At 50.4% G+C, this 24407-nt stretch carries 28 protein-coding genes and 2 pseudogenes; 16 read left to right on the top strand and 14 right to left on the bottom strand.

What is annotated here, in order from left to right; translation table 11 throughout:
• Positions 1 to 9 precede the first annotated feature (9 nt).
• Positions 10 to 2175 carry a TonB-dependent receptor gene (locus tag HBM92_RS09120; RefSeq protein WP_000856947.1) on the bottom strand — a complete coding sequence of 722 codons (2166 nt, stop codon included), beginning with the start codon at positions 2173 to 2175 and terminating at the stop codon, positions 10 to 12.
• A 428-nt stretch (positions 2176 to 2603) separates the two neighbouring features.
• On the opposite strand from HBM92_RS09120, the gene HBM92_RS09115 reads away from it, so the two are divergent.
• The 14 genes and pseudogenes from HBM92_RS09115 to HBM92_RS09050 form a co-directional block, all read left to right on the top strand.
• Complete coding sequence (locus tag HBM92_RS09115) at positions 2604 to 3038, top strand: hypothetical protein (RefSeq protein WP_001069647.1); 435 nt, start codon at positions 2604 to 2606, stop codon at positions 3036 to 3038.
• A 217-nt stretch (positions 3039 to 3255) separates the two neighbouring features.
• Positions 3256 to 5640 carry a dynamin family protein gene (locus tag HBM92_RS09110; protein WP_166726889.1) on the top strand — a complete coding sequence of 795 codons (2385 nt, stop codon included), beginning with the start codon at positions 3256 to 3258 and terminating at the stop codon, positions 5638 to 5640.
• Complete coding sequence (locus tag HBM92_RS09105) at positions 5637 to 6542, top strand: diguanylate cyclase regulator RdcB family protein (RefSeq protein ID WP_000203555.1); 906 nt, start codon at positions 5637 to 5639, stop codon at positions 6540 to 6542. Before HBM92_RS09110 ends, HBM92_RS09105 begins: the two co-directional genes overlap by 4 nt.
• Complete coding sequence (locus tag HBM92_RS09100; protein ID WP_000102631.1) at positions 6539 to 7609, top strand: patatin-like phospholipase family protein; 1071 nt, start codon at positions 6539 to 6541, stop codon at positions 7607 to 7609. Before HBM92_RS09105 ends, HBM92_RS09100 begins: the two co-directional genes overlap by 4 nt.
• A 135-nt stretch (positions 7610 to 7744) precedes the next feature.
• Complete coding sequence (locus HBM92_RS09095) at positions 7745 to 8422, top strand: hypothetical protein (protein WP_001362823.1); 678 nt, start codon at positions 7745 to 7747, stop codon at positions 8420 to 8422.
• Positions 8423 to 8437: 15 nt separating this feature from the next.
• Positions 8438 to 8848 (top strand): hypothetical protein, encoded by a 411-nt coding sequence (locus HBM92_RS09090; protein WP_000846704.1) that lies wholly within the window; start codon positions 8438 to 8440, stop codon positions 8846 to 8848.
• 220 nt (positions 8849 to 9068) lie between these two features.
• On the top strand, positions 9069 to 9890 hold the full coding sequence (locus HBM92_RS09085) for a DUF932 domain-containing protein (RefSeq protein WP_001234569.1): 822 nt from the start codon (positions 9069 to 9071) through the stop codon (positions 9888 to 9890).
• 90 nt (positions 9891 to 9980) lie between these two features.
• Positions 9981 to 10466 carry an antirestriction protein gene (locus HBM92_RS09080; protein WP_000213703.1) on the top strand — a complete coding sequence of 162 codons (486 nt, stop codon included), beginning with the start codon at positions 9981 to 9983 and terminating at the stop codon, positions 10464 to 10466.
• 15 nt (positions 10467 to 10481) lie between these two features.
• Positions 10482 to 10958, top strand: coding sequence for a RadC family protein (locus tag HBM92_RS09075; RefSeq protein ID WP_001351157.1), 477 nt, complete (start codon positions 10482 to 10484; stop codon positions 10956 to 10958).
• A gap of 68 nt (positions 10959 to 11026) precedes the next feature.
• Entirely contained in the window at positions 11027 to 11248 is a 222-nt protein-coding gene (locus HBM92_RS09070; RefSeq protein WP_000692323.1) for a DUF987 domain-containing protein, read from the top strand.
• 73 nt (positions 11249 to 11321) lie between these two features.
• Positions 11322 to 11690 (top strand): type IV toxin-antitoxin system cytoskeleton bundling-enhancing antitoxin CbeA, encoded by a 369-nt coding sequence (cbeA, locus tag HBM92_RS09065; protein WP_001285586.1) that lies wholly within the window; start codon positions 11322 to 11324, stop codon positions 11688 to 11690.
• Between the two features lie 88 nt (positions 11691 to 11778).
• Positions 11779 to 12153: a type IV toxin-antitoxin system cytoskeleton-binding toxin CbtA gene (gene cbtA / locus HBM92_RS09060; protein ID WP_000854814.1), complete on the top strand. Its 375-nt coding sequence runs from the start codon at positions 11779 to 11781 to the stop codon at positions 12151 to 12153.
• The gene (locus tag HBM92_RS09055) at positions 12150 to 12344 is read left to right on the top strand and encodes a DUF5983 family protein (RefSeq protein ID WP_000988601.1); all 195 of its coding nucleotides are present in this window, start codon (positions 12150 to 12152) and stop codon (positions 12342 to 12344) included. The genes cbtA and HBM92_RS09055 overlap by 4 nt, the downstream gene beginning before the upstream one ends.
• A gap of 33 nt (positions 12345 to 12377) precedes the next feature.
• Positions 12378 to 12470, top strand: a pseudogene (locus tag HBM92_RS09050) (DUF957 domain-containing protein); the annotation flags it as partial.
• Between the two features lie 288 nt (positions 12471 to 12758).
• Here the strand turns inward: HBM92_RS09050 and HBM92_RS25800 are convergent.
• Positions 12759 to 12896, bottom strand: a pseudogene (locus HBM92_RS25800) (transposase domain-containing protein); the annotation flags it as partial.
• A gap of 62 nt (positions 12897 to 12958) precedes the next feature.
• Here HBM92_RS25800 and HBM92_RS25665 point away from each other — a divergent pair.
• Complete coding sequence (locus tag HBM92_RS25665; protein ID WP_001016348.1) at positions 12959 to 13141, top strand: EutP/PduV family microcompartment system protein; 183 nt, start codon at positions 12959 to 12961, stop codon at positions 13139 to 13141.
• A gap of 100 nt (positions 13142 to 13241) precedes the next feature.
• On the opposite strand, the gene HBM92_RS09035 is transcribed toward HBM92_RS25665, so the two are convergent.
• The 6 genes from HBM92_RS09035 to dacD all read right to left on the bottom strand — a co-directional run bounded on the left by HBM92_RS09035 (position 13242) and on the right by dacD (position 18650).
• Positions 13242 to 13571, bottom strand: coding sequence for a DUF496 family protein (locus tag HBM92_RS09035; protein ID WP_000450409.1), 330 nt, complete (start codon positions 13569 to 13571; stop codon positions 13242 to 13244).
• A gap of 171 nt (positions 13572 to 13742) precedes the next feature.
• Positions 13743 to 14801 (bottom strand): FUSC family protein, encoded by a 1059-nt coding sequence (locus tag HBM92_RS09030; RefSeq protein ID WP_001200890.1) that lies wholly within the window; start codon positions 14799 to 14801, stop codon positions 13743 to 13745.
• Positions 14802 to 14998: 197 nt separating this feature from the next.
• Positions 14999 to 15472: a DNA gyrase inhibitor SbmC gene (sbmC, locus tag HBM92_RS09025; RefSeq protein WP_001105376.1), complete on the bottom strand. Its 474-nt coding sequence runs from the start codon at positions 15470 to 15472 to the stop codon at positions 14999 to 15001.
• A gap of 56 nt (positions 15473 to 15528) precedes the next feature.
• Complete coding sequence (locus HBM92_RS09020) at positions 15529 to 16749, bottom strand: ISL3-like element ISEc53 family transposase (protein WP_001546343.1); 1221 nt, start codon at positions 16747 to 16749, stop codon at positions 15529 to 15531.
• A gap of 18 nt (positions 16750 to 16767) precedes the next feature.
• Positions 16768 to 17286, bottom strand: a complete 519-nt coding sequence (locus HBM92_RS09015) for a ClbS/DfsB family four-helix bundle protein (RefSeq protein ID WP_000115885.1) — start codon at positions 17284 to 17286, stop codon at positions 16768 to 16770.
• Between the two features lie 197 nt (positions 17287 to 17483).
• The gene (dacD, locus tag HBM92_RS09010; protein WP_001297905.1) at positions 17484 to 18650 is read right to left on the bottom strand and encodes a serine-type D-Ala-D-Ala carboxypeptidase DacD; all 1167 of its coding nucleotides are present in this window, start codon (positions 18648 to 18650) and stop codon (positions 17484 to 17486) included.
• A gap of 208 nt (positions 18651 to 18858) precedes the next feature.
• On the opposite strand from dacD, the gene sbcB reads away from it, so the two are divergent.
• Positions 18859 to 20286, top strand: coding sequence for an exodeoxyribonuclease I (gene sbcB / locus HBM92_RS09005; protein ID WP_000980604.1), 1428 nt, complete (start codon positions 18859 to 18861; stop codon positions 20284 to 20286).
• A gap of 73 nt (positions 20287 to 20359) precedes the next feature.
• On the opposite strand, the gene plaP is transcribed toward sbcB, so the two are convergent.
• The 6 genes from plaP to yefM form a co-directional block, all read right to left on the bottom strand.
• Positions 20360 to 21718, bottom strand: a complete 1359-nt coding sequence (gene plaP / locus HBM92_RS09000; protein WP_000019194.1) for a putrescine/proton symporter PlaP — start codon at positions 21716 to 21718, stop codon at positions 20360 to 20362.
• Positions 21708 to 21770: a membrane protein YoeI gene (yoeI, locus tag HBM92_RS08995; protein ID WP_010723108.1), complete on the bottom strand. Its 63-nt coding sequence runs from the start codon at positions 21768 to 21770 to the stop codon at positions 21708 to 21710. The genes plaP and yoeI overlap by 11 nt, the downstream gene beginning before the upstream one ends.
• Positions 21771 to 21984: 214 nt before the next feature.
• Positions 21985 to 22914 (bottom strand): LysR substrate-binding domain-containing protein, encoded by a 930-nt coding sequence (locus HBM92_RS08990; protein WP_000803366.1) that lies wholly within the window; start codon positions 22912 to 22914, stop codon positions 21985 to 21987.
• Positions 22915 to 22959: 45 nt separating this feature from the next.
• Positions 22960 to 23784 (bottom strand): SDR family oxidoreductase, encoded by an 825-nt coding sequence (locus tag HBM92_RS08985; RefSeq protein ID WP_000754733.1) that lies wholly within the window; start codon positions 23782 to 23784, stop codon positions 22960 to 22962.
• An 82-nt stretch (positions 23785 to 23866) separates the two neighbouring features.
• Entirely contained in the window at positions 23867 to 24121 is a 255-nt protein-coding gene (yoeB, locus tag HBM92_RS08980; protein WP_000767822.1) for a type II toxin-antitoxin system mRNA interferase toxin YoeB, read from the bottom strand.
• Positions 24118 to 24369, bottom strand: coding sequence for a YoeB-YefM toxin-antitoxin system antitoxin YefM (gene yefM, locus HBM92_RS08975; protein ID WP_001259255.1), 252 nt, complete (start codon positions 24367 to 24369; stop codon positions 24118 to 24120). Before yefM ends, yoeB begins: the two co-directional genes overlap by 4 nt.
• Between the last annotated feature and the right edge of the window lie 38 nt (positions 24370 to 24407).

The raw sequence follows: 24407 nt of genomic DNA, 5'->3' as shown, positions 1-24407 counted from the left end.
ATTTATCCATCAGAAATCGAAGGTGACGGATGCACGCACTTCGCGGCCGCCGCCGATAAACGCACTTGGGGAACCGTTATCGCCATCGGTACCCGATGGGAAGATAGAAGCCCAGTAATGTTTATCAAACACGTTGTTTACCACCACGCGGAAAGTGGTTGGGACGTTGCTCACTTTCGTGGTGTAACGCGTTCCCAAATCCCATGTGGTATAGCTGCTGGCGTAAGAGGTGTTGGTATCGTTCGCCGCGCGTTTGCCCGTATAATGGACGTTAGCGCTGTAAACCCATTCCGGTATGGACGGCAAACTGTATTCCGCCAACAGATTGGCCTGCACTTTCGGCACGCCGACAACCTGTTTATTGCTGGTTGAGGCATTCGCCGTATCTTTCAGTTTCGGGTCGAGGAAGGTCACGCCGCTGTAAATATTCAGCCCCTGCCACACATTCCCGGCAGCGGTTAACTCAAGGCCGTTGTTAACCTGGTTACCCTGCTCTTTATACACGTTATCCGTATCAAGATAGGCAAACGGACGTTCCAGTCGGAACAGCGCGGCGCCTAGATTCATCTCGCCGATGTCCGATTTTAGCCCCACTTCATACTGCTTGCTGCGATACGGGTTTAGCGTTTGACCGGCATTTTTTACGCTCTCATCCGTCGGTGCGGTACCGCCCTGCTCCAGCGAATCGGCATAGCTAACGTAGGCCATTGTGTTAGGGGTAATTTTATACATCAGCGCGGCGTTCGGACTTAAACCATTTTCATCAACCTGGTTCGTTTGATTACCGTGCTTATCGTAGTTTTTAGTCTGCAGCCAGCTCTGGCTGAGATAGAACATTGCCGACCACTGCGGCGTAAATGTCACCGTATCGCCGAGCGTAACGCTCTGCTGAGTATTTACGCTGGAGCGGTATCGCGGCCCGCCGGTGCGGATTTTGCCATCGCCCTGCTCATCTATCGCATCCGGGTGATACATATTTGTTGTACCCCAGCTATAGCTGGAACCTGTTCCTTTGGCACTATAAAGCGACCAGACATATCCCGTGGTAGAAAGTGACAGATCGTGGCCGATAGAGCCGGTATCAATATGACCATTCAGCCCGGCGGTGTTGCTCAGGACGCGAAAACGTCCGGCAGCGGTGGAATCCTTCATCGAACGAGAGATATCGCCCTGATTGTTGAGTATTTTACTGGAAACACTACGCATCGCGCGGTCAGCCTGCTGCCAGCCCACGCCAGCGTTCATGGACCAGTCGTCGTTAAAGTAGTGGATCAGGCGAGTGCTGATGGTATCGGTAGTGAGGTCGTTGCCCGCAGTGCTGAGCGCCAGATTTTTGTCCTTCGGATTCGGCGCAGACGGCAGTTTGACGTTCGGCCCATAGTTAAAGCTACCGACATAGCCTTTCTGGATAAATTCGTAATGGCTGGCGTCGAGCTGTAGCTGAGTGCCCGGCTGAATATTCCAGTCGAGCGCAACGGAAACGAGTTTGCGACGCAGCGTGCTGTCATCCACATTGCCTTCCCCTTCCTGATCAAGCAGGTTCACGCGATAGCCAAACCGTTTGTTTTCATCAAAATGGCCACCCAGATCGGCATGGCCGGTAAACGCACTGCGGCTTTGATAGCCCAGCGTCACTTTACGCAGCGTCTCTTCGGTTGGGCGCTTCGCCACGAAATTAAACTGCCCTGCTGGGCTCGCCGGGCCGTACAGCGCGCCGGTCAAACTGTTAAGCACATCCATGCGCTCAAGCATTTCCACCGGAAACGCGGTTGTTGAAACGATATTCAGCCCGTCCAGACGGCTGTTGGCCACCACGCTGCCCTGCATCCCCCGACTTTGCGGACGCCCGACATCCATTCCACCGCGCGCCTGCATTTGCGTACTGGGAGAGTATTTCAGCATCTCGCTGACGCTTTGCGCCTGCTGATTTTCAATCATCTCTTTAGTTACAGTGGTGCTGGAATATGGTGTTTCGATCCAGGATTTCGTTCCCAGCGGGCCGACATCTATATCGTTCGTTTTGAAACCGGCACCGGCGGCAGAATCGGTGGTGTCGGCGGCGGTGTTGCCCGTGACAATCATTTCATCTTCAGAAGTAGACGAGGCATGAGCATGAAGCGGTATGAAAGACGCTAATGCTGGCAAAAGCGCAGCGAAAGTTATTTGAGTTTTCATGAATCACTGATCGTTATGTAAATATTTATATTACGATCGGTGCATAGGCAAAATTATGATCCAGATCACACGTGAATGTAAGTTATTTACAAATTACGCTAACCTTCTGTCTCCGCTCTTTGCAGCATAAAAGTATGGCGGCGCGTTGTTGAAAGCAGGAGCGGCCGGGTTGTCAGAAAGCTGGTTTGGACGCAAGTAATATATAACAACTCTGATTACCGCATACTGTCAGGACAGTATCTACTTGAGCGTCCGCCTTTGGCACAAAGCGGACTGTCAGATTAGATTCAGACCTGTACTCATTAGCTGATACAAATCAGCCACATATACCTGCATTCAAAATAATTTCAGAAAGATATTATCTCCGTGAATCCCCCGCCACCTTTCCGGTGCACGGGGTTTTGTCTTTTTTCACTGGGAATACATGTATGAATCCGTCTGATGCCATTGAGGCAATTGAAAAACCGCTCTCCTCCCTGCCTTACCCGATTTCCCGTCACATCCTGGAACATCTGCGCAAACTCACCCGTCACGAACCCGTGCCTGGCATTATGGGTAAAAGCGGGGCCGGTAAATCCTCACTCTGTAATGCACTGTTTCAGGGGGAGGTCACCCCGGTCAGTGCACTCATGACAGTGCTTCCCGGACATGCCGCCATCCATCTGATGACACGCCTGCAGGACGAACTGCGCACGGAGTCTGTCCGCACTCAGACCCGTGAACAGTTTACCGGTGCGGTGGACCGGATATTTGACACGGCGGAGAGTGTCTGCATTGCCTCTGTTGCACGCACGGTTCTGCGCGCCGTCCGTGACTCGGTGGTCTCTGTTGCCCGCGCGGTATGGAACTGGATTTTCTTCTGAACCCGGTGGTGATGTACCAGGCTGTTGTTACAGATTTTTAACTCCATGAAAACACTATGCAAACGCAGCCATACCCGGGGTGTCCCCTTGCGTTGTGCTTCCCAAGTTAATAGAATACATCGATCGTTACTATCATATCGATCGTTATAAACGATCGTTTGTAGTAAATGACCTCCTCCGTGGTTGTCATGAAAATGCGTCTCAGGAAGGTTAAATAATGCACGAAAAGAACATCGCCCTGCTTTGTGATGAAGCCGACCGACTTTTGCAACTGAACATTAATCTGCTCCGGCAAATGGTTGAGGAGCCAGATGTGTTATCTGACAGTAAGAACGAAAACAGACTGCTTTTTGATAAACAGAAAGCACTGAAAAGAATTGAGGAGCTGGAGGGCGAACAAATCAAAACCGCCCGCAGGGAGATGGTGCTGGCTGTTGTCGGCACGATGAAAGCAGGCAAATCAACCACCATCAACGCCATTGTGGGGCAGGAAATTCTGCCTAACCGTAACCGCCCCATGACCTCTGTACCGACGCTCATCCGCCACGTTCCCGGAAAAACTGAGCCGGTTCTCCATCTGGAACATATTCAGCCTGTCCGCAATTTATTAATCACACTGCAGGAAAAACTCGCCACCCCGGCAGGACAGCAGGTCGCACAGACCCTGCAGCAAACCGGGGATACCCGCGAACTGCTGGATATTCTGACGGATGATGGCTGGCTCAAAAATGAATACCACGGGGAGGAGGAAATCTTTACCGGACTGGCATCGTTAAACGATCTGGTTCGTCTTGCTGCGGCAATGGGGACTGAATTTCCTTTTGATGAATACGCAGAAGTGCAGAAACTGCCGGTGATCGACGTGGAATTCAGCCATCTGGTGGGGATGGATGCATGCCAGGGAACACTCACACTGCTGGATACCCCCGGCCCTAATGAGGCCGGACAACCGCAGATGGAAGTGATGATGCGGGATCAACTGCAGAAAGCCTCTGCGGTTCTGGCTGTGATGGATTACACCCAGATGAACTCAAAAGCGGATGAAGACGTCCGTAAAGAGCTTAATGCCATTGCTGACGTATCAGCCGGCCGCCTGTTTGTACTGGTCAATAAATTTGATGAGAAAGACCGCAATGGCGATGGGGCAGATGCCGTACGCCAGAAAGTTCCGGCAATGCTGAACAGCGATGTGCTGCCCGCCTCCCGCGTTTATCCCGGATCCTCACGCCAGGCATACCTGGCTAACCGTGCGCTTCATGAGTTACGGAAAAACGGAACCCTTCCTGTTGATGAAGCCTGGGTCGATGATTTTGTCAGGGAAGCCTTCGGTCGCATGAAAAAAGATTACGTCTGTAAAGACAGCGAACTGGCAACTGAAGGGGCGACAGACCTGTGGGAATGCTCACTTATCGATCAACTGATAACGGAAGTCATACTGAGTTCACACTCCAGAGCTGCGGCACTGGCGGTTGATTCTGCCGCCGCAAAACTGATGCAGAATGCAGAAAATATCAGTGAATACCTGTCGTTACGCCATCAGGGGCTGATGCAAAGTATTCAGTCACTGCAGGCGCATATCACCAGCCTGCTTGAGGATATCCGGGAAATAGCAGACTGTCAGGAGCAGGTGACCGCTGATGTCAGAATGGCCATGGAGGAGATCGATGCCAGAACCCGGGAATTACTGACGGGGGTCTGCACCTCACTGGAAGAGGAGCTGAATGACTATTTCAGAAGCGGTAAACGCAAAGAACAGCAAATGCTGGAGGAAGAAAATTCAGCGCAGCCCCGGGAGAGAAACGCATTCGCTTTCTTTCACGATATTTTCGGAACCGGAAATCAGCATGACAGGATGCGGGACTTTGATCCCGACAGCCCCGAAATAAAATTCAGTGATCGCAGGGAAGCCCTTGAACTGATGACGCAAATCGAATCGACCGTGACCAGCCTGCACCGTGAGGCTGAAGCACAGTTCCGGCCTGAGCTGGAGAAAATCGTCAGCGGGATTGAAACAGGTTTTCGTGGCACGGCCCTGTACGCCACAGAAAACATTGCCGGTCGCATCAATGCCCGCCTGGAGGATGAGGGCTTTACCGTAAAAATCAGTTTTCCGGCAGTCAGTCAGTTACAGACCCGGCTCGCGGTAAAAACAAATCTGAGTGCGCTTATGGAGGAAAGAACGGAGACCGTCACCCGTCGCCGTCGGCAGAGTGGCGTATGGGGAACCGTTTGTCGATGGTTTGGCACCAGTGACCTGGGCTGGGAAAACTATGACGAGGATGTGAGTCGCAGCGTGATCAATATCAACAAGGTCAGAGAGGAAGTTATGTCACTGACCCGGGCATATTTCGGGGAGCTGCAGGCATCCATTGAGCAGGATATTAACCAGCCCGTCCGCCAGGAAATCGATGCCTTTTTCTGCGCATTCAGGGAGAAAGTTGAACAACTGCGTAACACGCTGATTCAGAGCTCTGAAGATCATAAACGCGATCAGCAGGCACAGGAACGGCTTACCGGGAGACTTCAGGCATTAAATGAAAGGGTTCCTGAGCTCATTACTGACAGTAAGGCGCTGAGGGAAGAGCTGGAGACAATGCTGTGACTTCACCATTTATTCAACAAATTGCTGATAACCGGGTATGTCAGGTACTCACCTGTCTTCCTGAAAAATTTGTGGTTGATTTCGCAAACGGAATCGATGTTGCACAGGAGCATATCCGCACGGCCAGAGAGCGCACGTTCTTCCGGCGTTTAAAAGAGGGACTGACCGGCGAAGGCGCTGCACGGCAGAATGCCATCAATGCTTCGCTTGCACAGGGCGTTGAGGCGTCCCTGCGCTGGCTGACGGAGCTGACAACGTCACTTGCCACCACAAACTACGCGATTACCCGGGTAAACGACAGGGTCAGTTCACTGGTCAGTGATACTGCCAGGCTGGCGCATTATTCCGCAGATACACGGGAGCAGTTACTCATCCTGGCCGATCAGGTTCACCATAAACTGAATCATCTTGAAGAAAAACTCCACCGTGTTGACCAGGTTCAGCGGGCGCAGTTACATCTTGAGCAGATATTCTCATGGTGGAGCGCCGGGCGATACGCGTCATTTTCCCCTGCCGGACGTTGTTATGTGGCACTTGAAGAGCTTCGCTGGGGCGCGTTTGGTGATGTGATACGTCAGGGCGAAACAGGCCAGGTTAACCAGCTACTGGATATTCTCAGACATAAAGCATTAACGCAGATGGCACAGGAGAGTGGCGGTAGTGCAACCGTGCGTCTGAACACTCTGGACTGGCTTGGTGGTCAGGGCCGGGAGCAGGCAGATAACGAGTGGCATGACGCGATTAACTGGCTGGGAGACTGGTGCAGTGAAGAGCAGCATCCGGTGATCTGGTCAACCACGCAGGCTGCAGAACACTTACCGGTTCGCATGCCTCGCCTCTGCTCTGCAGAACGCCTCTCTGAAAGTATGGTCGATGAAATATTTCAGAAGGGGGCTGCATGAGTACAGAAATGAAAACGGGGCTGGTGCTGTCCGGTGGCGGGGCGGTGGGCGCTTATCAGGCGGGAGTGGTTAAGGCACTGGCAGAGTGTGGTACACAGATCAGCATGGTTTCAGGGGCCAGCATTGGCGCATTCAATGGTGCCATTATCGCGGCCTCTCCCGATCTGTCAGAAGCTGCCGTACGCCTGGAGGCGCTCTGGGATCATCTGGGGAATAATCAGGTGCTGTCGGTAAACCGATTGGTTTACTTTTCATTGCTGAAAAAATTGTTCCAGGCAATGAACCTCTGCCAGATCCCCGGACGTGCAGGAGCACTGCTTACGACGCTTCTTCGCCATATATCGATACTCAACGGGTTTGACAATCTGATGGCTCAGCCGTTGTTGTCAGATGAGCCCCTGACAGCGCTGTTGGATCATTATCTTGATACTGATGCTCTGGCAGACGGGCTACCGCTGTATGTGTCGCTGTACCCCACAGAAGGGGGCATGCAGGATATTATTGACTGCATTCGTGCTGAACTGGGTGCCGGAACCACGAAAAACGCCGTTTTTCAGCATATCCAGAGCCTGCCCCGCGGACAGCAGAAAGAGGCTCTGCTTGCGTCAGCCGCGCTGCCCCTGCTGTTCCGTCCCCGTGAGGTTCAGGGGACAATGTTCGGTGATGGTGGTATGGGAGGATGGCGAAATATGCAGGGAAATACCCCTGTGACGCCTCTGGTCGATGCCGGATGCAATATGGTGATTGTGACGCATCTGAGTGACGGTTCTTTATGGGATCGCCAGGCTTTTCCGGACACCACAATCCTTGAGATCCGTCCCCGGAAAAGGCTGAAATATGCAGGTGATGGTGACAACAGCGGCGGTCTGCTCAGTTTCACGTTGGCACATACCGACGCCTGGCGTCAGCAGGGCTATGAAGACACGATGCTGACGATGGAGCATATCCGGAAACCGCTGGCAGCACGTCAGGTACTGTCCCGGTCAGAAACGGTGTTGCAGAAAAGTCTGGAGATAACGGAAGAGGCAGATTTGGCACTGAGAAACGCGATGGCCCGGATTAAATAAAGACGCCCCAAAGAAACGCCACCGCCTGTGGTGGTGTTTTTCCTGGCTGGTGTTATTGAAAATATTTTCAGATATATATTACCTGAGAGAAAGTTTTACCCCTCACCTGTCAATTCACTCACTGGAAATTTAATTATGCAATTACCTGTAAAGTTATTAATGAGCCTTATATCTCTGGTCAGCGTTATTGCACGTGCCGGGAAATATAAAAATTACATCCGGGATGAAATAAAATACTGGCGATATACATCATACAAGGGGGGGGAATTTCCGGAAGGTTTCACTGATGAGAAATTTTCCAGCGCCATTTACAACGGAAGAATATTTACAATGAAACGTTTACATACCCTGATGTTATTTCTGGCGGTTCTGTTTACTGGCTTTAACGTGGAAGCAGCGAGCGTGAAACAAGCGCTCAGCTGCGACCCAAACGCCCGGGCTGAACAACCTGGAGCGTGTCCAACAACGTACGAGTTGTACGAAGGTGACGCTGCCTACAAAGCTGCGCTTGACAAAGCATTAAAACCGGTCGGACTGAGCGGCATGTTCGGTAAAGGCGGGTATATGGATGGCCCTGGCGGAAACGTAACGCCAGTAACCATTAACGGTACAGTCTGGCTCCAGGGCGACGGTTGCAAAGCCAATACCTGCGGCTGGGACTTTATCGTAACACTCTATAACCCAAAAACCCATGAAGTCGTTGGCTACCGCTACTTTGGTTTAGATGACCCGGCCTACCTGGTTTGGTTCGGCGAAATTGGCGTGCATGAATTCGCGTATCTGGTGAAAAACTACGTAGCTGCGGTTAACTAATTTAAGGAGTCTGTCATGAAAACTTTTATCAAAACTTTACTCGTTGCTGTAACTATTCTGTTCTCTGTCTTCGCTACGGCGAAACAAGTAAAACTGCCAAACAACATCAAATACGTTAATACTACAGAGGCGTTTTCCTGTACTGAGATTGACGGTATGAATTGCCAGACGAAGAATCCGTTTAACTATAAAGATAACAGCTATGTTTTCGTGCTTGAACGTGGTGGTGCCTGGTGTTACGACTACACTGTCTCGGTACTTAACCTGAAAACCGGGAAAGCACAGATGCTCGAATACAAAGACAACCAGCTGTGCTCAGGTAGCAACAAACCGTTCTTCGAAATCAAAAATGGCGTACCGACGGTAGGAGTCATCGACACATCCGGAAAACCTGTCGTTGTGGCTCTGGACAAACTTAAAACCTGAGGAGTAAACCATGCGTTTCTCTGCACATTATTAATATCAAAGGTAAATACAGCCCCAGCCATTGTTGCCGGAAAGCCGCTTAATGCGTGGCTCGCCAGTGAAAGGCTTCTCAGACAATAAACCTCATTCATTTCACCCGTCAGGCCGCGTCTTCTCCGGGAGACGTGGCTTTTTTCATTTATTACACCAGTAAATCTTAACCACCGATAAGGAGCAAAGTATGCGATTAGCAAGTCGTTTTGGTTATGCTGCAAACCAGATACGTCGTGACCGTCCACTGACACATGAAGAGCTGATGCACCATGTGCCGGGGATTTTCGGGGAAGAGAAACACACGTCCCGAAGCCAGAACTATACGTACATCCCCACCATCACCGTACTGGAAAATCTGCAGCGGGAAGGCTTTCAGCCGTTCTTCGCCTGCCAGACCCGTGTGCGCGACCAGAGCCGCCGGGAATATACCAAACATATGCTGCGTCTGCGGCGGGCCGGACAGATAACCGGTCAGCATGTGCCTGAAATTATTCTGCTCAACTCCCATGACGGTTCATCCAGCTACCAGATGTTACCCGGATATTTTCGTGCCATTTGTACCAATGGCCTGGTCTGCGGTCAGTCGCTGGGAGAAGTCCGGGTGCCACACCGGGGAAACGTGGTGGACAGGGTCATAGAAGGTGCTTACGAAGTGGTGGGCGTGTTTGACCTGATTGAGGAAAAGCGTGATGCCATGCAGTCGCTGGTCCTGCCGCCACCGGCACGCCAGGCGCTGGCACAGGCGGCGCTGACTTACCGTTATGGTGATGAACATCAGCCCGTCACCACTACCGACATTCTGACGCCACGACGCCGGGAGGATTACGGTAAGGACCTGTGGAGTGCTTATCAGACCATCCAGGAGAATATGCTGAAAGGCGGGATTTCCGGTCGCAGTGCCAGAGGAAAACGTATCCATACCCGGGCCATTCACAGCATCGATACCGACATTAAGCTCAACCGGGCGTTGTGGGTGATGGCAGAAACGCTGCTGGAGAGCCTGCGCTGATACCGTTTCCCTGAAAGCGCAGTCCTGTTCACGGCTGTCCCTTCCCCCAGACATTCCACCATTCATTTACTTTTTATAAGGAATAATCTCATGACAACCTCTTCGCATAATTCCACCACACCTTCTGTTTCCGTGGCCGCTGCATCAGGGAATAACCAGTCTCAGTTGGTTGCCACTCCCGTCCCTGATGAACAGCGCATCAGCTTCTGGCCGCAGCATTTTGGCCTCATTCCACAGTGGGTCACCCTGGAGCCCCGTGTCTTCGGCTGGATGGACCGTCTGTATGAAGACTACTGCGGTGGTATCTGGAATCTGTACACCCTGAACAACGGTGGCGCATTTATGGCACCCGAACCGGATGACGATGATGACGAAACATGGGTACTGTTCAATGCCATGAACGGTAACCGCGCTGAAATGAGCCCGGAAGCCGCCGGCATTGCTGCCTGTCTGATGACGTACAGTCATCACGCCTGCCGTACGGAGTGTTATGCCATGACGGTTCATTATTACCGTCTGCGGGATTACGCCCTGCAACATCCGGAATACGACGCCATTATGCGCATCATTGACTGAAAGGGGGCAGGAACAATGCAACAGATTTCCTTTCTGCCCGGAGAGATGACGCCCGGCGAGCGCAGTCTCATTCTGCGGGCCCTGAAAACCCTGGACCGTCATCTTCATGAACCCGGTGTGGCCTTCACCTCCACCCGTGCGGCACGGGAATGGCTGATTCTGAACATGGCGGGACTGGAGCGTGAAGAATTCCGGGTGCTATATCTGAATAACCAGAATCAGCTGATTGCCGGTGAAACCCTCTTCACCGGCACCATCAACCGCACGGAAGTCCATCCCCGGGAAGTGATTAAATGCGCCCTGTATCACAATGCCGCAGCCGTGGTGCTGGCACACAATCACCCGTCCGGTGAAGTCACACCCAGTAAGGCAGACCGGCTTATCACCGAACGTCTGGTACAGGCACTGGGCCTGGTGGATATCCGGGTGCCGGACCATCTGATAGTCGGTGGCAGCCAGGTTTTCTCCTTTGCGGAACACGGCCTGCTTTAACCCGTCACCGCCACAATCACATCACACCTGTTTTCACTTTTATCTTCTGTCTTCAAAGGTATCCTATTATGAAAATTATCACCCGTGGTGAAGCCATGCGTATTCACCAACAACATCCGACATCCCGTCTTTTTCCGTTCTGTACCGGTAAATACCGCTGGCACGGCAGTGCTGAAGCGTATACCGGTCGTGAAGTGCAGGATATTCCCGGTGTGCTGGCCGTGTTTGCTGAACGCCGTAAGGACAGTTTTGGCCCGTATGTCCGACTGATGAGCGTCACCCTGAACTGAGTGGGAATTCTGATGAGCAGAATTATCGCCACCACCGGACCATTCTTAACCGATTTTCTGTAGGGATTTTATCGTGTCAGACACACTCCCCGGGACAACACTTCCCGACGACAATCACGACCGCCCCTGGTGGGGGCTACCCTGCACCGTGACGCCCTGTTTCGGCGCCCGTCTGGTGCAGGAGGGTAACCGGTTGCATTACCTTGCCGACCGTGCCGGTATCAGAGGCCTGTTCAGCGATGCAGATGCGTACCACCTGGACCAGGCCTTTCCGTTGCTGATGAAACAACTGGAGCTCATGCTCACCAGTGGTGAACTCAGCCCCCGCTATCAGCATACCGTCACGCTGTATGCGAAAGGACTGACCTGCGAAGCCGATACCCTGGGCTCCTGTGGTTACGTTTATCTGGCTGTTTATCCGACGCCCGAAATGAAAAATTAACTCTCCAGAATAGCCTTCTGCTACGGCCTGGTGTTTTCACCACGCAACTTTCCCATTTTTATATCTGCATATCAGGAAAATCTTCAGTATGAAAACATTACCTGTATTACCCGGGCAGGCGGCCAGTTCTCGCCCGTCTCCTGTTGAAATCTGGCAGATACTGCTGTCCCGACTGCTGGACCAGCACTACGGCCTCACACTGAATGACACACCGTTTGCCGATGAACGTGTGATTGAGCAGCATATTGAGGCAGGCATTTCACTGTGTGATGCGGTGAACTTTCTCGTGGAAAAATACGCGCTGGTGCGTACCGACCAGCCGGGATTCAGCGCCTGTACCCGCTCTCAGTTAATAAACAGCATCGATATCCTCCGGGCTCGCAGGGCGACCGGCCTGATGACCCGCGACAATTACAGAACGGTAAATAACATTACCCTGGGTAAGTATCCGGAGGCGAAATGATGACACTGGAAGCCGACAGCGTTAACGTACAGGCGCTGGATATGGGGCACATTGTCGTTGACATTGATGGTGTTAATATCACTGAACTGATTAATAAGGCCGCTGAAAACGGTTATTCACTCCGCGTGGTGGATGGCCGTGACTCTACCGAAACACCGGCAACTTATGCCAGCCCTCACCAGTTGCTGTAAGACAATGCAGTGATACAGGGTATAGTGCCATTAACCACAGAAACAGCACTGTTGTCCTGTATTAAGCAGGCAAGAGAAGATGTCCTTACCCTGCGCCATCTGCAGCTTCTGCACCAGAACCGGTGAATCTCACTCAACAGGCTTCATTTCCCCTGACGCCAGCCTGAATACAGCTGGCGTTTTCATTTATAAACAGAAAGGAAAACCGATAATAATGGAATGGACGCCCCGACCATGAAGCAACGGTAGGATATTACTGATAAACCTTCCAGTGGAGGTGCGTTATGGCCGTTTTAACGATTAGCATTGACCTGACAAAAAATGAATTCCAAATCCACGGTCTGGGTAGGAACAGAAAAATCTAAGCTCAGAAAACGGATTAAAGTAAGCGTCAACGGAGCACCGTATTGACGCTTATTTATTGGTGAGAACTACGTTCCATGGCAGGAGTTCGTCAACACGGTTGGAGGGCCATTCCGGCAGTATGCTCAGAATATGGCGCAGATACGCTTCCGGATCGATACCGTTCAGACGGCAGGTGCCTGCTTTTCCGGCAACAAGCAGGAATCTCAGCGCTGAAGCAGGAATTAGAGGTAAAAACGCCCTACCGGGCCATGAATCACCCGGTCATTGGAGTAGTAACCAAAGCAGATTTAGCCAGCATGGAACAAATATCTTTGGTGAAAAGTTGGTTACGGGAAGCTGGAGCGCACAACGTGTTAGTAACCAGTGCAGTTAATAACAATGGAGTTACAGAACTTTTTGCCTTGCTGCATACAGAAGAAGGCTGTTGTTAATTTCGATTGGTTCTCAGATGAGAATGATGACGGTGATACACAGATAAGAATCAATGAGCAATGAGGGTTGCCGGGCAACCCTCATTGAATAAAACGGGAATTACTTCGCTTCGCCGTTTTTCATTTCGCCCATAGCTTTCAGCTTTTTGGAGATATCGCGGCGTTCTTTGGAGAGCTCGGCATTTTTGATGATGTAATCGTCAACGCGATCTTCATAGTCACCTTTCATGCTGGCGATGATGCCCTGGATTGCTTCAACGCTCATCCCTGGCTTGATGTAATCGCTCAGGTTGTCCAGCAACAGGACGCGCTTCTGGTTGTCACGGATCTTTTTCTCAACGTCCTGAATTTCACGTTGCAGTTTGTTCTTACGACGGAACAGACGAACAAATTCCAGTACGTCCTGGAATGAAGGCTTGGTAGTTTCCATTTTTATACCCCTGATAATGTGAGAGTCGGATTCGTTTAAGCAACCGCTATTCGTTAGGGCCAACATTACTCATAGCTGCCGCAGATGACAATGCTTTTATCCCTTTTCACTATCATACCCTTTATCCTTGCTGAATCGAAGCAGCAGCAAGATGATTCTGAAGTTCAGGAATTATTTGCGCAAGGCCCGGCAAATCAGATTCGATAGCAACTCAAGCTGATGTGCCGTTTCCATGTTCAGCCACACATAACCATAGATTGGTGTTTCCACGACTTTCAGATCATGGTGGTTATCGAGCAACTGACGCAGCTCTTCCACAGCATCGTTCAATTTTTCCGTATTGGCAAAAACCGGCTGCGGATTACCTTCGTACAGCGCATGAACAAGGCTCAGCAGTATTTGCTGCATCATGTGCTGGGTATCACGAAGTTTTTGCGCGTTCAATAACACGAAATGGCTGGGGCGCGTGGCCCAGTATGCATTGATTTGCAACTCCAGCATACAAACCAGATTGCGATTAATGGTCTGGATACCTTCATATATCGATTTGGGAATACGGGTTTCTTTGCTGGCGGGCGCAATCAGCCCACGCATTTTCACGGCATCGGTCAGCAGTTTTTGTAGATGGCTTTCCAGACGTGGGCGTTCGAGTAAGTTCGGTGAGAATGCAGATTGATAGACCCGATTATACTCGGTCAGACTTTTCGCCAGTTGAATGCGCCAGTGGATGAACGCCCGTTGTGGCCAGATACCGGTAAACAACATTGCCAGTAAAGAGCCGAGGATCACATCGCCGCTTCGCCATAACGCCGTATCAATTTCACCTGTCGGGGAACCCACAACAATTGCCAGCGTCACCCCAATCAATAATCCTTGATACGGTTTCTTGCCCAGCGCCAGCCAACCGCAAAGAAACATCGCCGCCGCGCACCAGACTAACATCAGCGGTAACGAAATTAACTCCAGTTGCAGAGCGATAAGACCTAAAATCGAACCCAACACCGTACCGCCAATACGTTCGAAGGCACGAGGGACAACGTTCCCCCAGAACGAGATTGGCCCCATAATCACCACCATGGTGACCAGCGGCCAGGTGCTTTCCGGGATAGTAAACAGGCGGATAATGAGAAAAGTGAGCAGGAATGCCAGCGCGACCCGAGTACCATGCACAATGCGGTAATGGCGGTATACCCGGATTTCAAACGGGCTTAATGACTTATCGGCACGCACGCAGAAACTCCGTAATGAAGATTAAAAGCGCTCATAACACATCTGTCGGCCAGAAGGCGCGCCTCTGAGTTATCCGACGGACATACCGGGAACAGTGTAATTTCCCGGCAGGAGCGAAAAATTTGAAAGGCGCATCTTACTCTTTTCGCTTTCAAAAAAAGAGTGGTCTTCGCGTCAACACACCGCCCTGAGATGAATTAGTGATGTTTTGGCTGCACCGCAACATACATTTCGATATCCCAGTACCCATCTTCCGCGCCATTGTTCAAGTAAACCTCGAAGCAGGGCTTTGGTAACATTTCATAGGCACTGTCCTGCAAGAGGCTATTAAAGAACTGATACCAGGGTTTAGCAAAATCATCACCGACTACACGAGCCACCGCCACCGCATACTGACCACCTGAAATTTCTGTCAGAATGACGCCCTCACTGTTTTCGGGGAGCGTAAAGTTATTCGGCACCGTCACGACGGTGTCGCAGCGTAATTTTTCGGCGGGTGTTTCATCTGGATTGTCGTAATAGACAGCAACCCACTCCTTCGGCACAATATTTTTGCTATCTATCCACATCATCAACTGCTCAAAGCCTTTCTTTACCGTCTGTTCCCACGGGCCAACGAGATGGAAACCTGCAACGGTACGTTTATCTTCCTGCTTAATCTCGTAGTTCATGACGCCCCCATTAATACTGTTTTTATATGGGTCTTCCCCGATCATGGTGGGAAGACTCAGTACGCCATATTCAGTTTCCCATAGTGGAACATAACTCCCAGTTTAAAGCGTTCCCGGTTTCGGTATCCCCTGGCCTTTATCCTCAGCAGTCTGATCTTGCTGTTCAGCGCCTCCGCATTTCCATTCGAGACGCGATGACGCATTGCATTCAGTATTCCGTATAACCGTTTTTTAATGGTTTTCGCTGCGTTTTTCATCATCGGCACATCACATTCAGACGCCAGCGATATCCACTGCAACCAGTCATTCCTGCGTTCTGTGCTCCAGGGGCGATCCCAGATATTTTTTGCCAGCTCTTTCAGTGTCCAGCACTGGCTTGTCTGTTGCATCTGTTCCCGCAACCACATCAGCTTTTCCTGCCGGGACTCAGTCATCCATTTGTCGCTGTACTGCCACAGGAAGCGGGTACCTTTGGCCTGACGACGACTTTCAACAGGGAGGTGCGGATGTTCATTCTGGCGGGTTTTATCAACCACTTCGCCCAGTTGCTTCGCCACATGGAAGCGATCGAAGGCGATTTTCTCGACCGCATTGGGTAAATGGATACGCGCTGCTCTTATATAGCCCGCATTCATGTCCATCGACAGTGTTTTGATGGCCAACAACTGACTGTCAGTAAGCGAACGGAGATAGCTGGCAAGACTCTCTGTGCCACGATCATCGGTTAATGCCAGTGCCCGCCCGTCGCGATCAGATACCACGGTTATATACCTATGCCCTTTTTTAAAGGCGACTTCGTCTACATTCATATGACGCACTGATAAAGGCTTTTTAATCCGCGACAGGCCTCGCTTAACCGCGCGGGTCATGATGCCGTCAACGGCATTCCAGCTAAGTTTAAGTTGTTTTCTGACCGCATCAACGGTGCTGATTTTAAGCCATGAGAGCACGAACGATTCGAACAGCAGAGTGTACCGACTGCCGGAACCTGCCCACGGTACAGGCAGAGTCTGGCAGCCATGCTCCGGGCACATAACGCGGGGAACATCGGTTTCTACTAATGTCATGAACTGGCAGGTATCAAGGTGGCGCCATTTACGATGTCGGTGATCGTGAACAGAACAGGATTTCCTGCAGGTCGGACAGGTTAACTGAGTATTTTCAGCAATTCCGACTGTAACAGTAACGGAACCTGCATTTTCATCGAGGGTAAGGGATTTAACCTGCCATGGTGCAGTCAGGTTAAGGATATGGGCATAGAGGGATTTTTCGTCCATATAATTTCATTCTGAAGCTTACTTTAAACTGATATTATTATTTTTTGCCCACTTTCTTAATCTTCCATTAGCGTTGGCGTAAGGCGAAGATGTGTTAAATGAGATCATTCTCCCCATCGTCCATTTTGTGTACCATGGTCTTCCATACAAAATATCATCGGTACGATCATTAATAAGGTTCACAATCTCATTTTTTACAGTCTGAAGTTCAGCTACTAACAACTCATAACTTAACTCACTGTAATCTGAGTAAAATTTTTGAGCAAGAAGGCCAAGCTGATTCCATTTATAGCCAGTTTCCGGAAAATCGACAGGCAGACCTTTAGCATCAGAAGCGATCCACTTTACAACAAGAGCATTCCATCCAAGCAGATACGAAACGAGATCACGAACACTCATCTCCGTTCCTTTGGCGTGTCCGTCCATTGATTTATCTGAAGTAATTTCTGGTGGGATTGTGTTGAGGTAACTAATTAATTTACTAAAATTTTTATCAATAGCTAAAAGCAGTTCAGCTTTTGTTTGCGGCACACTCATAAGAATTCCCTCTCATGTAAAAAGAGACACCATAAAGGTACTGTGTGGTGTTTGAAAATCACTCAATTATGTACCACCCACCACAACAGGGGAAGACCCTTTTATATACAGTATAGTTGCAATATTAAAACCACAAGGAATGAGTGTTGATTATGCGAGCAGATTCGCACTCCTGCCAGTCTGCTGCAAAAGAAAGGTCAGTCCTTATGGTGGAAATAATCACTCAGCCGGGAAAACATGCTGCCTTCCCCGACAGATTCCAGGGTAACCAGCGGCCAGTGCGCCACCTGTTTATCACGGTCGTAAAGTTCAATTTCCCCTACCCGCTGATGGGCGCTAATTGGCGCGGTGAGTTCTTTACCATCAAGGGTATATTTGGCTTTGATATGTGGAATTTCGGCTTTCGGTAGCACCATCCAGAACTCTTGTTCCGTTCCCAGGGCGATATTTTCTTTATCGCCATACCAGATGCGTTCCGTACCAACCTTTTTCCCACGGTGCAAAATTTGCACCGTAGTAAAGTTTTGTTGACCCCAACGCAGTAATTTTCTTGCCTCTTCCTCACGACCTTTTGCGCTGTCAGCCCCCATTACCACTGCAATGAGACGACGCTGCCCATCTACAGCCGAAGCAATGAGATTAAACCCGGCACCAGAAGTATGACCCGTTTTCAGGCCGTCAACATTCATGGTTTTATCCCACAATAACCCGTTACGGTTTTGCTGGGTGATACCGTTCCAGGTGAGGCTTTTCTCACTGTACATATGATAAAACTCGGGCTCGCCGTGGATGATAGCGCGAGAAAGCACAGCTAAATCATAAGCCGAGCTATGCTGGCCAGGTGCATCCAGACCATGCACTGTTTCAAAATGCGTATCCTTGAGATGCAGCTTCTCGGCATAGTTGTTCATCATTTCAACAAACTGCCGTTGCCCACCGGCAATATAGTCAGCCAGTGCAACACAAGCGTCATTTCCGGAATCCACAATTAAACCACGGCTTAAATCACGTACCGATACGCGATCGCCCTCTTTCAAAAACATCAGTGAAGAACCGACAAACACCGGATTATCTTTCGCCCACGCATCACGCCCCACGGTGACAATATCGTCTGGCGTAATGCGATGACTATCGATAGCGCGATCCACGACATAGCCCGTCATCAGCTTTGTCAGGCTGGCGGGATTGCGCTGTTGATGCTCATTACCCGCGGTGAGAATCTGACCGGTGGTGTAATCCATCAATACCCAGGACCCGGCATGAATCTCTGGAGGTTGAGGTGAAAAAGGAATGTTTTCCGCCGCAAAACCAGACGATAAATTAAAAACGAACAAAGAAGCAGCAATAATAAGACGGCGTTTCAACAGCAAACCCTCAGGAGTTTCAAATAGCTGTTCTTTTTACGGAAATACTTATGAACTGGCTGGAATAAAGTGCAAGAAAATGTGACTACCCTCTCATTTTTATCTGACATGATCTGTTGCCACTCGCTGCCAAATTGTCGCGCTAAAGCTGATTAGCACGGTGATATTTGATACTCTGGCAGACAGCAGAAACAACGGATTTAACCTAATGATGAATGACGGTAAGCAACAATCTACCTTTTTGTTTCACGATTACGAAACCTTTGGCACGCACCCCGCGTTAGATCGCCCTGCACAGTTCGCAGCCATTCGCACCGATAGCGAATTCAATGTCATCGGCGAACCCGAAGTCTTTTACTGCAAGCCCGCGGATGACTATTTACCCCAGCCTGGAGCAGTATTAATTACCGGTATTACCCCGCAGGAAGCTCGGGCGAAAGGAGAAAACGAAGCCGCATTTGCCGCCCGTATTCACTCGCTTTTTACCGTACCGAAGACCTGTATTCTGGGCTACAACAATGTGCGTTTCGACGACGAAGTCACACGCAACGTTTTTTATCGTAATTTCTACGATCCTTACGCCTGGAGCTGGCAGCATGATAACTCGCGCTGGGATTTACTGGATGTTATGCGTGCCTGTTATGCCCTGCGCCCGGAAGGAATAAACTGGCCTGAAAATGATGACGGTCTACCGAGCTTTCGCCTTGAGCATTTAACCAAAGCGAATGGTATTGAACATAGCAACGCCCACGATGCGATGGCTGATGTGTACGCCACTATTGCGATGGCGAAACTGGTAAAAACGCGTCAGCCACGCCTGTTTGATTATCTCTTTACCCATCGTAATAAACACAAACTGATGGCGTTGATTGATGTTCCGCAGATGAAACCCCTGGTTCACGTTTCCGGAATGTTTGGGGCATGGCGCGGCAATACCAGCTGGGTGGCACCGCTGGCGTGGCATCCTGAAAATCGCAATGCCGTAATTATGGTGGATTTGGCAGGAGACATTTCGCCATTACTGGAGCTGGATAGCGACACATTGCGCGAGCGTTTATATACCGCAAAAGCCGATCTTGGCGATAACGCCGCCGTTCCGGTTAAGCTGGTGCATATCAATAAATGTCCGGTACTGGCCCAGGCGAATACGCTACGCCCGGAAGATGCCGACCGACTGGGAATTAATCGTCAGCATTGCCTCGATAACCTAAAAATTCTGCGTGAAAATCCGCAAGTGCGTGAAAAAGTGGTGGCGATATTCGCGGAAGCCGAACCGTTTACGCCTTCAGAGAACGTGGATGCACAGCTTTATAATGGCTTTTTCAGTGACGCCGATCGTGCAGCAATGAAAATTGTGCTGGAAACCGAGCCGCGTAATTTACCGGCACTGGATATCACTTTTGTTGATAAACGAATTGAAAAACTGTTGTTCAATTATCGAGCGCGCAACTTCCCGGGGACGCTGGATTATGCCGAGCAGCAACGCTGGCTGGAGCACCGCCGCCAGGTCTTCACGCCAGAGTTTTTGCAGGGCTACGCTGATGAATTGCAGATGCTGGCACAACAGTATGCCGATGACAAAGAGAAAGTGGCGCTGTTAAAAGCGCTTTGGCAGTACGCGGAAGAGATCGTCTGAAACAAAAAAGCCGGAGCGACAAACTCCGGCTTTTTGAGATTTACCGGATGATTATGTCATCCGGTTTGTAAGATTACGCTACGTCTTCGTACTGCGGAACCGGGTTACGGAAACTCTTGGTTACGCAAGCCAGGTAAATCAGACCGATAGCAGCCCAGATCAGACCCAGAACCATTGAGCTTTCTTCCAGGTTAACCCACAGCGCACCAACGGTCAGCGCACCACACATCGGCAGGAACAGATACTGGAAGTGATCTTTCAGCGTTTTGTTACGCTTCTCACGGATCCAGAACTGCGAGATGACCGACAGGTTAACGAAGGTGAACGCCACCAACGCACCAAAGTTAATCAGCGCCGTAGCCATTACCAGGTCGAAGTTGATTGCCAGCAGGGCAATCGCGCCAACCAGGATGATATTCATCGCCGGAGTACGCCATTTCGGGTGTACATAACCGAAGAAGCTTTTCGGGAACACGCCGTCACGACCCATTACGTACATCAGACGCGCAACGCCTGCGTGCGCCGCCATACCGGACGCCAGTACGGTAATGGTGGAGAAGATCAGCGCGCCAACCTGGAACGCTTTACCCGCAACGTACAGCATGATTTCAGGCTGTGACGCATCCGGATCTTTAAAACGAGAGATATCCGGGAAGTACAGCTGCAGGAAGTAAGTTGCAAAGATGAAGATCATGCCGCCGATCAGCGCGGTCAGGAAAATCGCACGCGGGATCACGCGCTCTGCATCTTTGGTTTCTTCCGACAGGTTGCTGATGCCGTCAAAACCGGTAAAGGAGAAGCACAGGATTGTCGCCCCGGTAATCATCGGGATAACATGCGCATCGCCAGACCAGAACGGACGAGTGCTCGCCAGCGTACCAGCGCCTTCACCTTCAAATACGCCATAAACAACCATGCCCAGAATCACCGCGATCAGCACTATCTGCAACACGACGATTACAGTGTTGAAGTTCGCTACGGATTTCAGACTACGCAGGTTAAAGGCGGTCATAAAGGCCACCAGAGCCACCACAAACATCCACGATGGAATGGAAGGCACCAGAGCTTCAAAATAGATTTTCGCCAGCAGAATGTTGATCATCGGCGCGAACAGATAGTCGAGCAGAGAAGACCAACCCACCATAAAGCCGACAGTCGGGCTAATGGATTTCTGGGCGTAAGTGTATGCAGAGCCAGCAGAAGGATAGCGGCGAACCAGCTTCCCGTAGCTCAGAGCCGTAAACAGGATCGCAATCAATGCGAACGCATAGGCTGTCGGCACATGACCATCCGTGAGGCCTGAAACGATACCAAATGTATCAAACAGCGTCATCGGCTGCATATAGGCTAGACCCATCATTACAACCGGAACTAACGTAAGCGTTTTACGCAATTCCACGCGAGAGGTGTTTGGAGTAACGTTATGCGACATGGTCATTCTCCTTTACGGTGATAACCGTCGCGTAAGCAAAAAATTGCCCCATTTTTTTGGATTCCTCAGCGACAACAACTGTCGATTTTTAGTAAATATCTATCCGGTACGAAGCCCGGCCTCTTGGTATGAATGATTGGTTTGAAGCAAAAAATAACCGACGCTAATTAAACGTCGGTTTTTAGTCATTTTTTGACAGCGGCGCATTGTGCCTAAATGGGGGGGAAATGACAAGAGAATGAGAGGCTTGCCATAATAATTTTTCTTTAAATGGCTGATTTTCCGTCATCAGATTTTGCATAAACACCGGCGATCGCACTATTTGCTAAAATTTCATCTCGCCACCAGCCGCTGGCAAGCCCTGCGGTCTGTTCATTCCAGCCAATCCAGACGGGTTCAAAGAGAGTTTGGGCGACCACTTTCTTCTCGATTAACGCGCCACTATCGAGAAAACGTTGCGCCAGATACCGTGGTAAATAGCCGCAGCCAAGGCCGCTAATTTGCAGCTCCAGCTTGGTTTTAAAATCGAAAACGGTAATGGCTTCTTGTTCGTCGAGAAGTTGTGAGGCCGTAGAAGCGCCTGCCTGCGCAGTGTCCCCCACCACAATCGCCCGATATCGTTTAATGATACGACGGTTTAACGGTTCTTCTTCCTGGGCTAACGGATGATGAGGCGCGACCGCAAAGACTTGTTCAAGATCGCCCAACCGCGAGAAACCAAACTCACTGGAAGATGGTGGCTCATGCATCGCGCCAACGATAATATCCGCTCGCCCCTGAGTCAGGGCATCCCAGGAACCACCGAGTACGCCATTGATAAACTTCAGGCGCGTCACGCTATGATGTTGATAAAAAGCTTCAATGAGAGGCGCAAGCAGAGAAAAAGGAAACGTGTCGTCCACGCCAATCACCAGCTCGTTTTCCCAGCCTTCATGCAGTTTGATCGCCTGCTTTTCCAGTTCTCGCACGGTATGCAGAACTTCCCGCCCTTTCTCTAATAACATTTTTCCGGTACGGGTGAATTTAGCGCGGTGTCCGCTACGATCAAGCAATTGAATATTAAGGTCGCTTTCCAGCTTGTGAACGGTGTAACTCAGAGCGGACGGCGTCTTGTAGAGTTTGGCTGACGCCGCCGCAAAACTGCCTTCTTTTTCTAAGGCATCGAGGATCATCAACACATCCAGCAGTGGTTTCATACACGCCCCCTTGCAGTGCATGCGGCGTCCTGCTGGCGTGATCGTTTACTCCAGCGGCATTACCAGCGGATCGGGATACTGGTATTCAAATCCCAGTTCATTACAAATCCGACTGCCATCAATAATCTTACCTTTGCCGCTGTCCAGACTATTTCTGAACTGCGGAGGTTCCAGCCCCAGTAAACGGGCCATCTGCGGATAGAAAACATTACGCGCAGGGTGAGCTAGCGCACATATATTATAGATGTGTCCGCCTTTAGGTGCCTGTAACAACAGAGTGATAGCGCCAATAACATCTTCTAAATGGACTAAATTAACACCATGTTCACCATCAGGGGCGGTTTTTCCGGCAAAGAAGCGTCCGGGATGACGTCCCGGTCCGACCAGGCCCGCAAGACGCAGAATATCGACCGAAGTACCGGGTAAATTGTGCAGCCAGTCTTCGAGTTCTTCTAATACTCGTCCACTGTTGGTCACCGGATTACGCGGGGTGGTTTCTTTCACCGTGCCTTGCGCGTCGCCATAGACAGATGTCGAGCTGGTAAAAATAATGCGGGGAATACGATGGGCCAGCGCGCTATCCACTAACTCTTGTACCGCTTGTAAATAGAACTCATCGCCGGGGCCGCTACGACGTGCCGGAAGCGTAATGACCAGCGCATCGGCATCCATCAGGGCATCCAGATCGTCAGAATCGCAAACTAACTCAGGCTCCATGCGAAGCAGATAGCTATCAATGCCACTCATTCGGGCCGCTTCGACACCATCTTGTGTGGTTTTACTCCCGGTGACTTGCCAGCCTCGCGCTGAAAGTGACATCGCCAGCGGCATGCCTAACCACCCTAACCCGACAATTGCGACCTTTTTCATCCGTTATCTCCTGATACACCTTAGATCTATAAGGCTACGCTAGCGTATCAAAACTGACAATTCATTCTATGAATGAATCTGTTCAATAATGATAACGACATGCTGCAATGAGCAGTGAATCGTCGGTAACCGCGTATACCAGACGGTGCTCCTCTGTAATGCGTCGGGACCAGAAGCCTGACAAATTATGTTTCAGGGGTTCTGGCTTCCCCTTACCTTCAAATGGTGTTCTGCGTGTATCTTTGATAATTTCATTGATCTTTTTAACAATTCGCTTATCTGTTTCCTGCCAGTACAGATAATCATCCCATGATTCCTCAGACCAGATTAGTTTCACTCAATAATGTCCTTTTCCGTTCCTTTGCCTGATTTCAGGCTATCGATTGAGTCCATCAATCTCCGGGCGTTAGCGGGGGAACGCAGTAGATAAGCCGTCTCTTCCAGCGAGTTGTATTCTTCGAGTGACATCAGAACACAAGCCTCTCCATTCTGACGAGTAATGAGGATCGGGGCATGATCTTCAACGGCTTTCATCATTGTTGCCGACAAATTCTGACGCGCTTCGCTGTAGCTAATTGTACGCATGTAAATCTCCTCTTTTGTACAGTTCATTGTACAATGAT

Origin of the sequence: Escherichia sp. E.sYA108 (assembly GCF_011754335.1) — a bacterium.
In the GTDB taxonomy this organism is placed as follows: domain Bacteria; phylum Pseudomonadota; class Gammaproteobacteria; order Enterobacterales; family Enterobacteriaceae; genus Escherichia; species Escherichia coli.
Note: the sequence above shows the minus strand (reverse complement) of the source record. Positions and strands in the feature narration are given on the sequence as shown.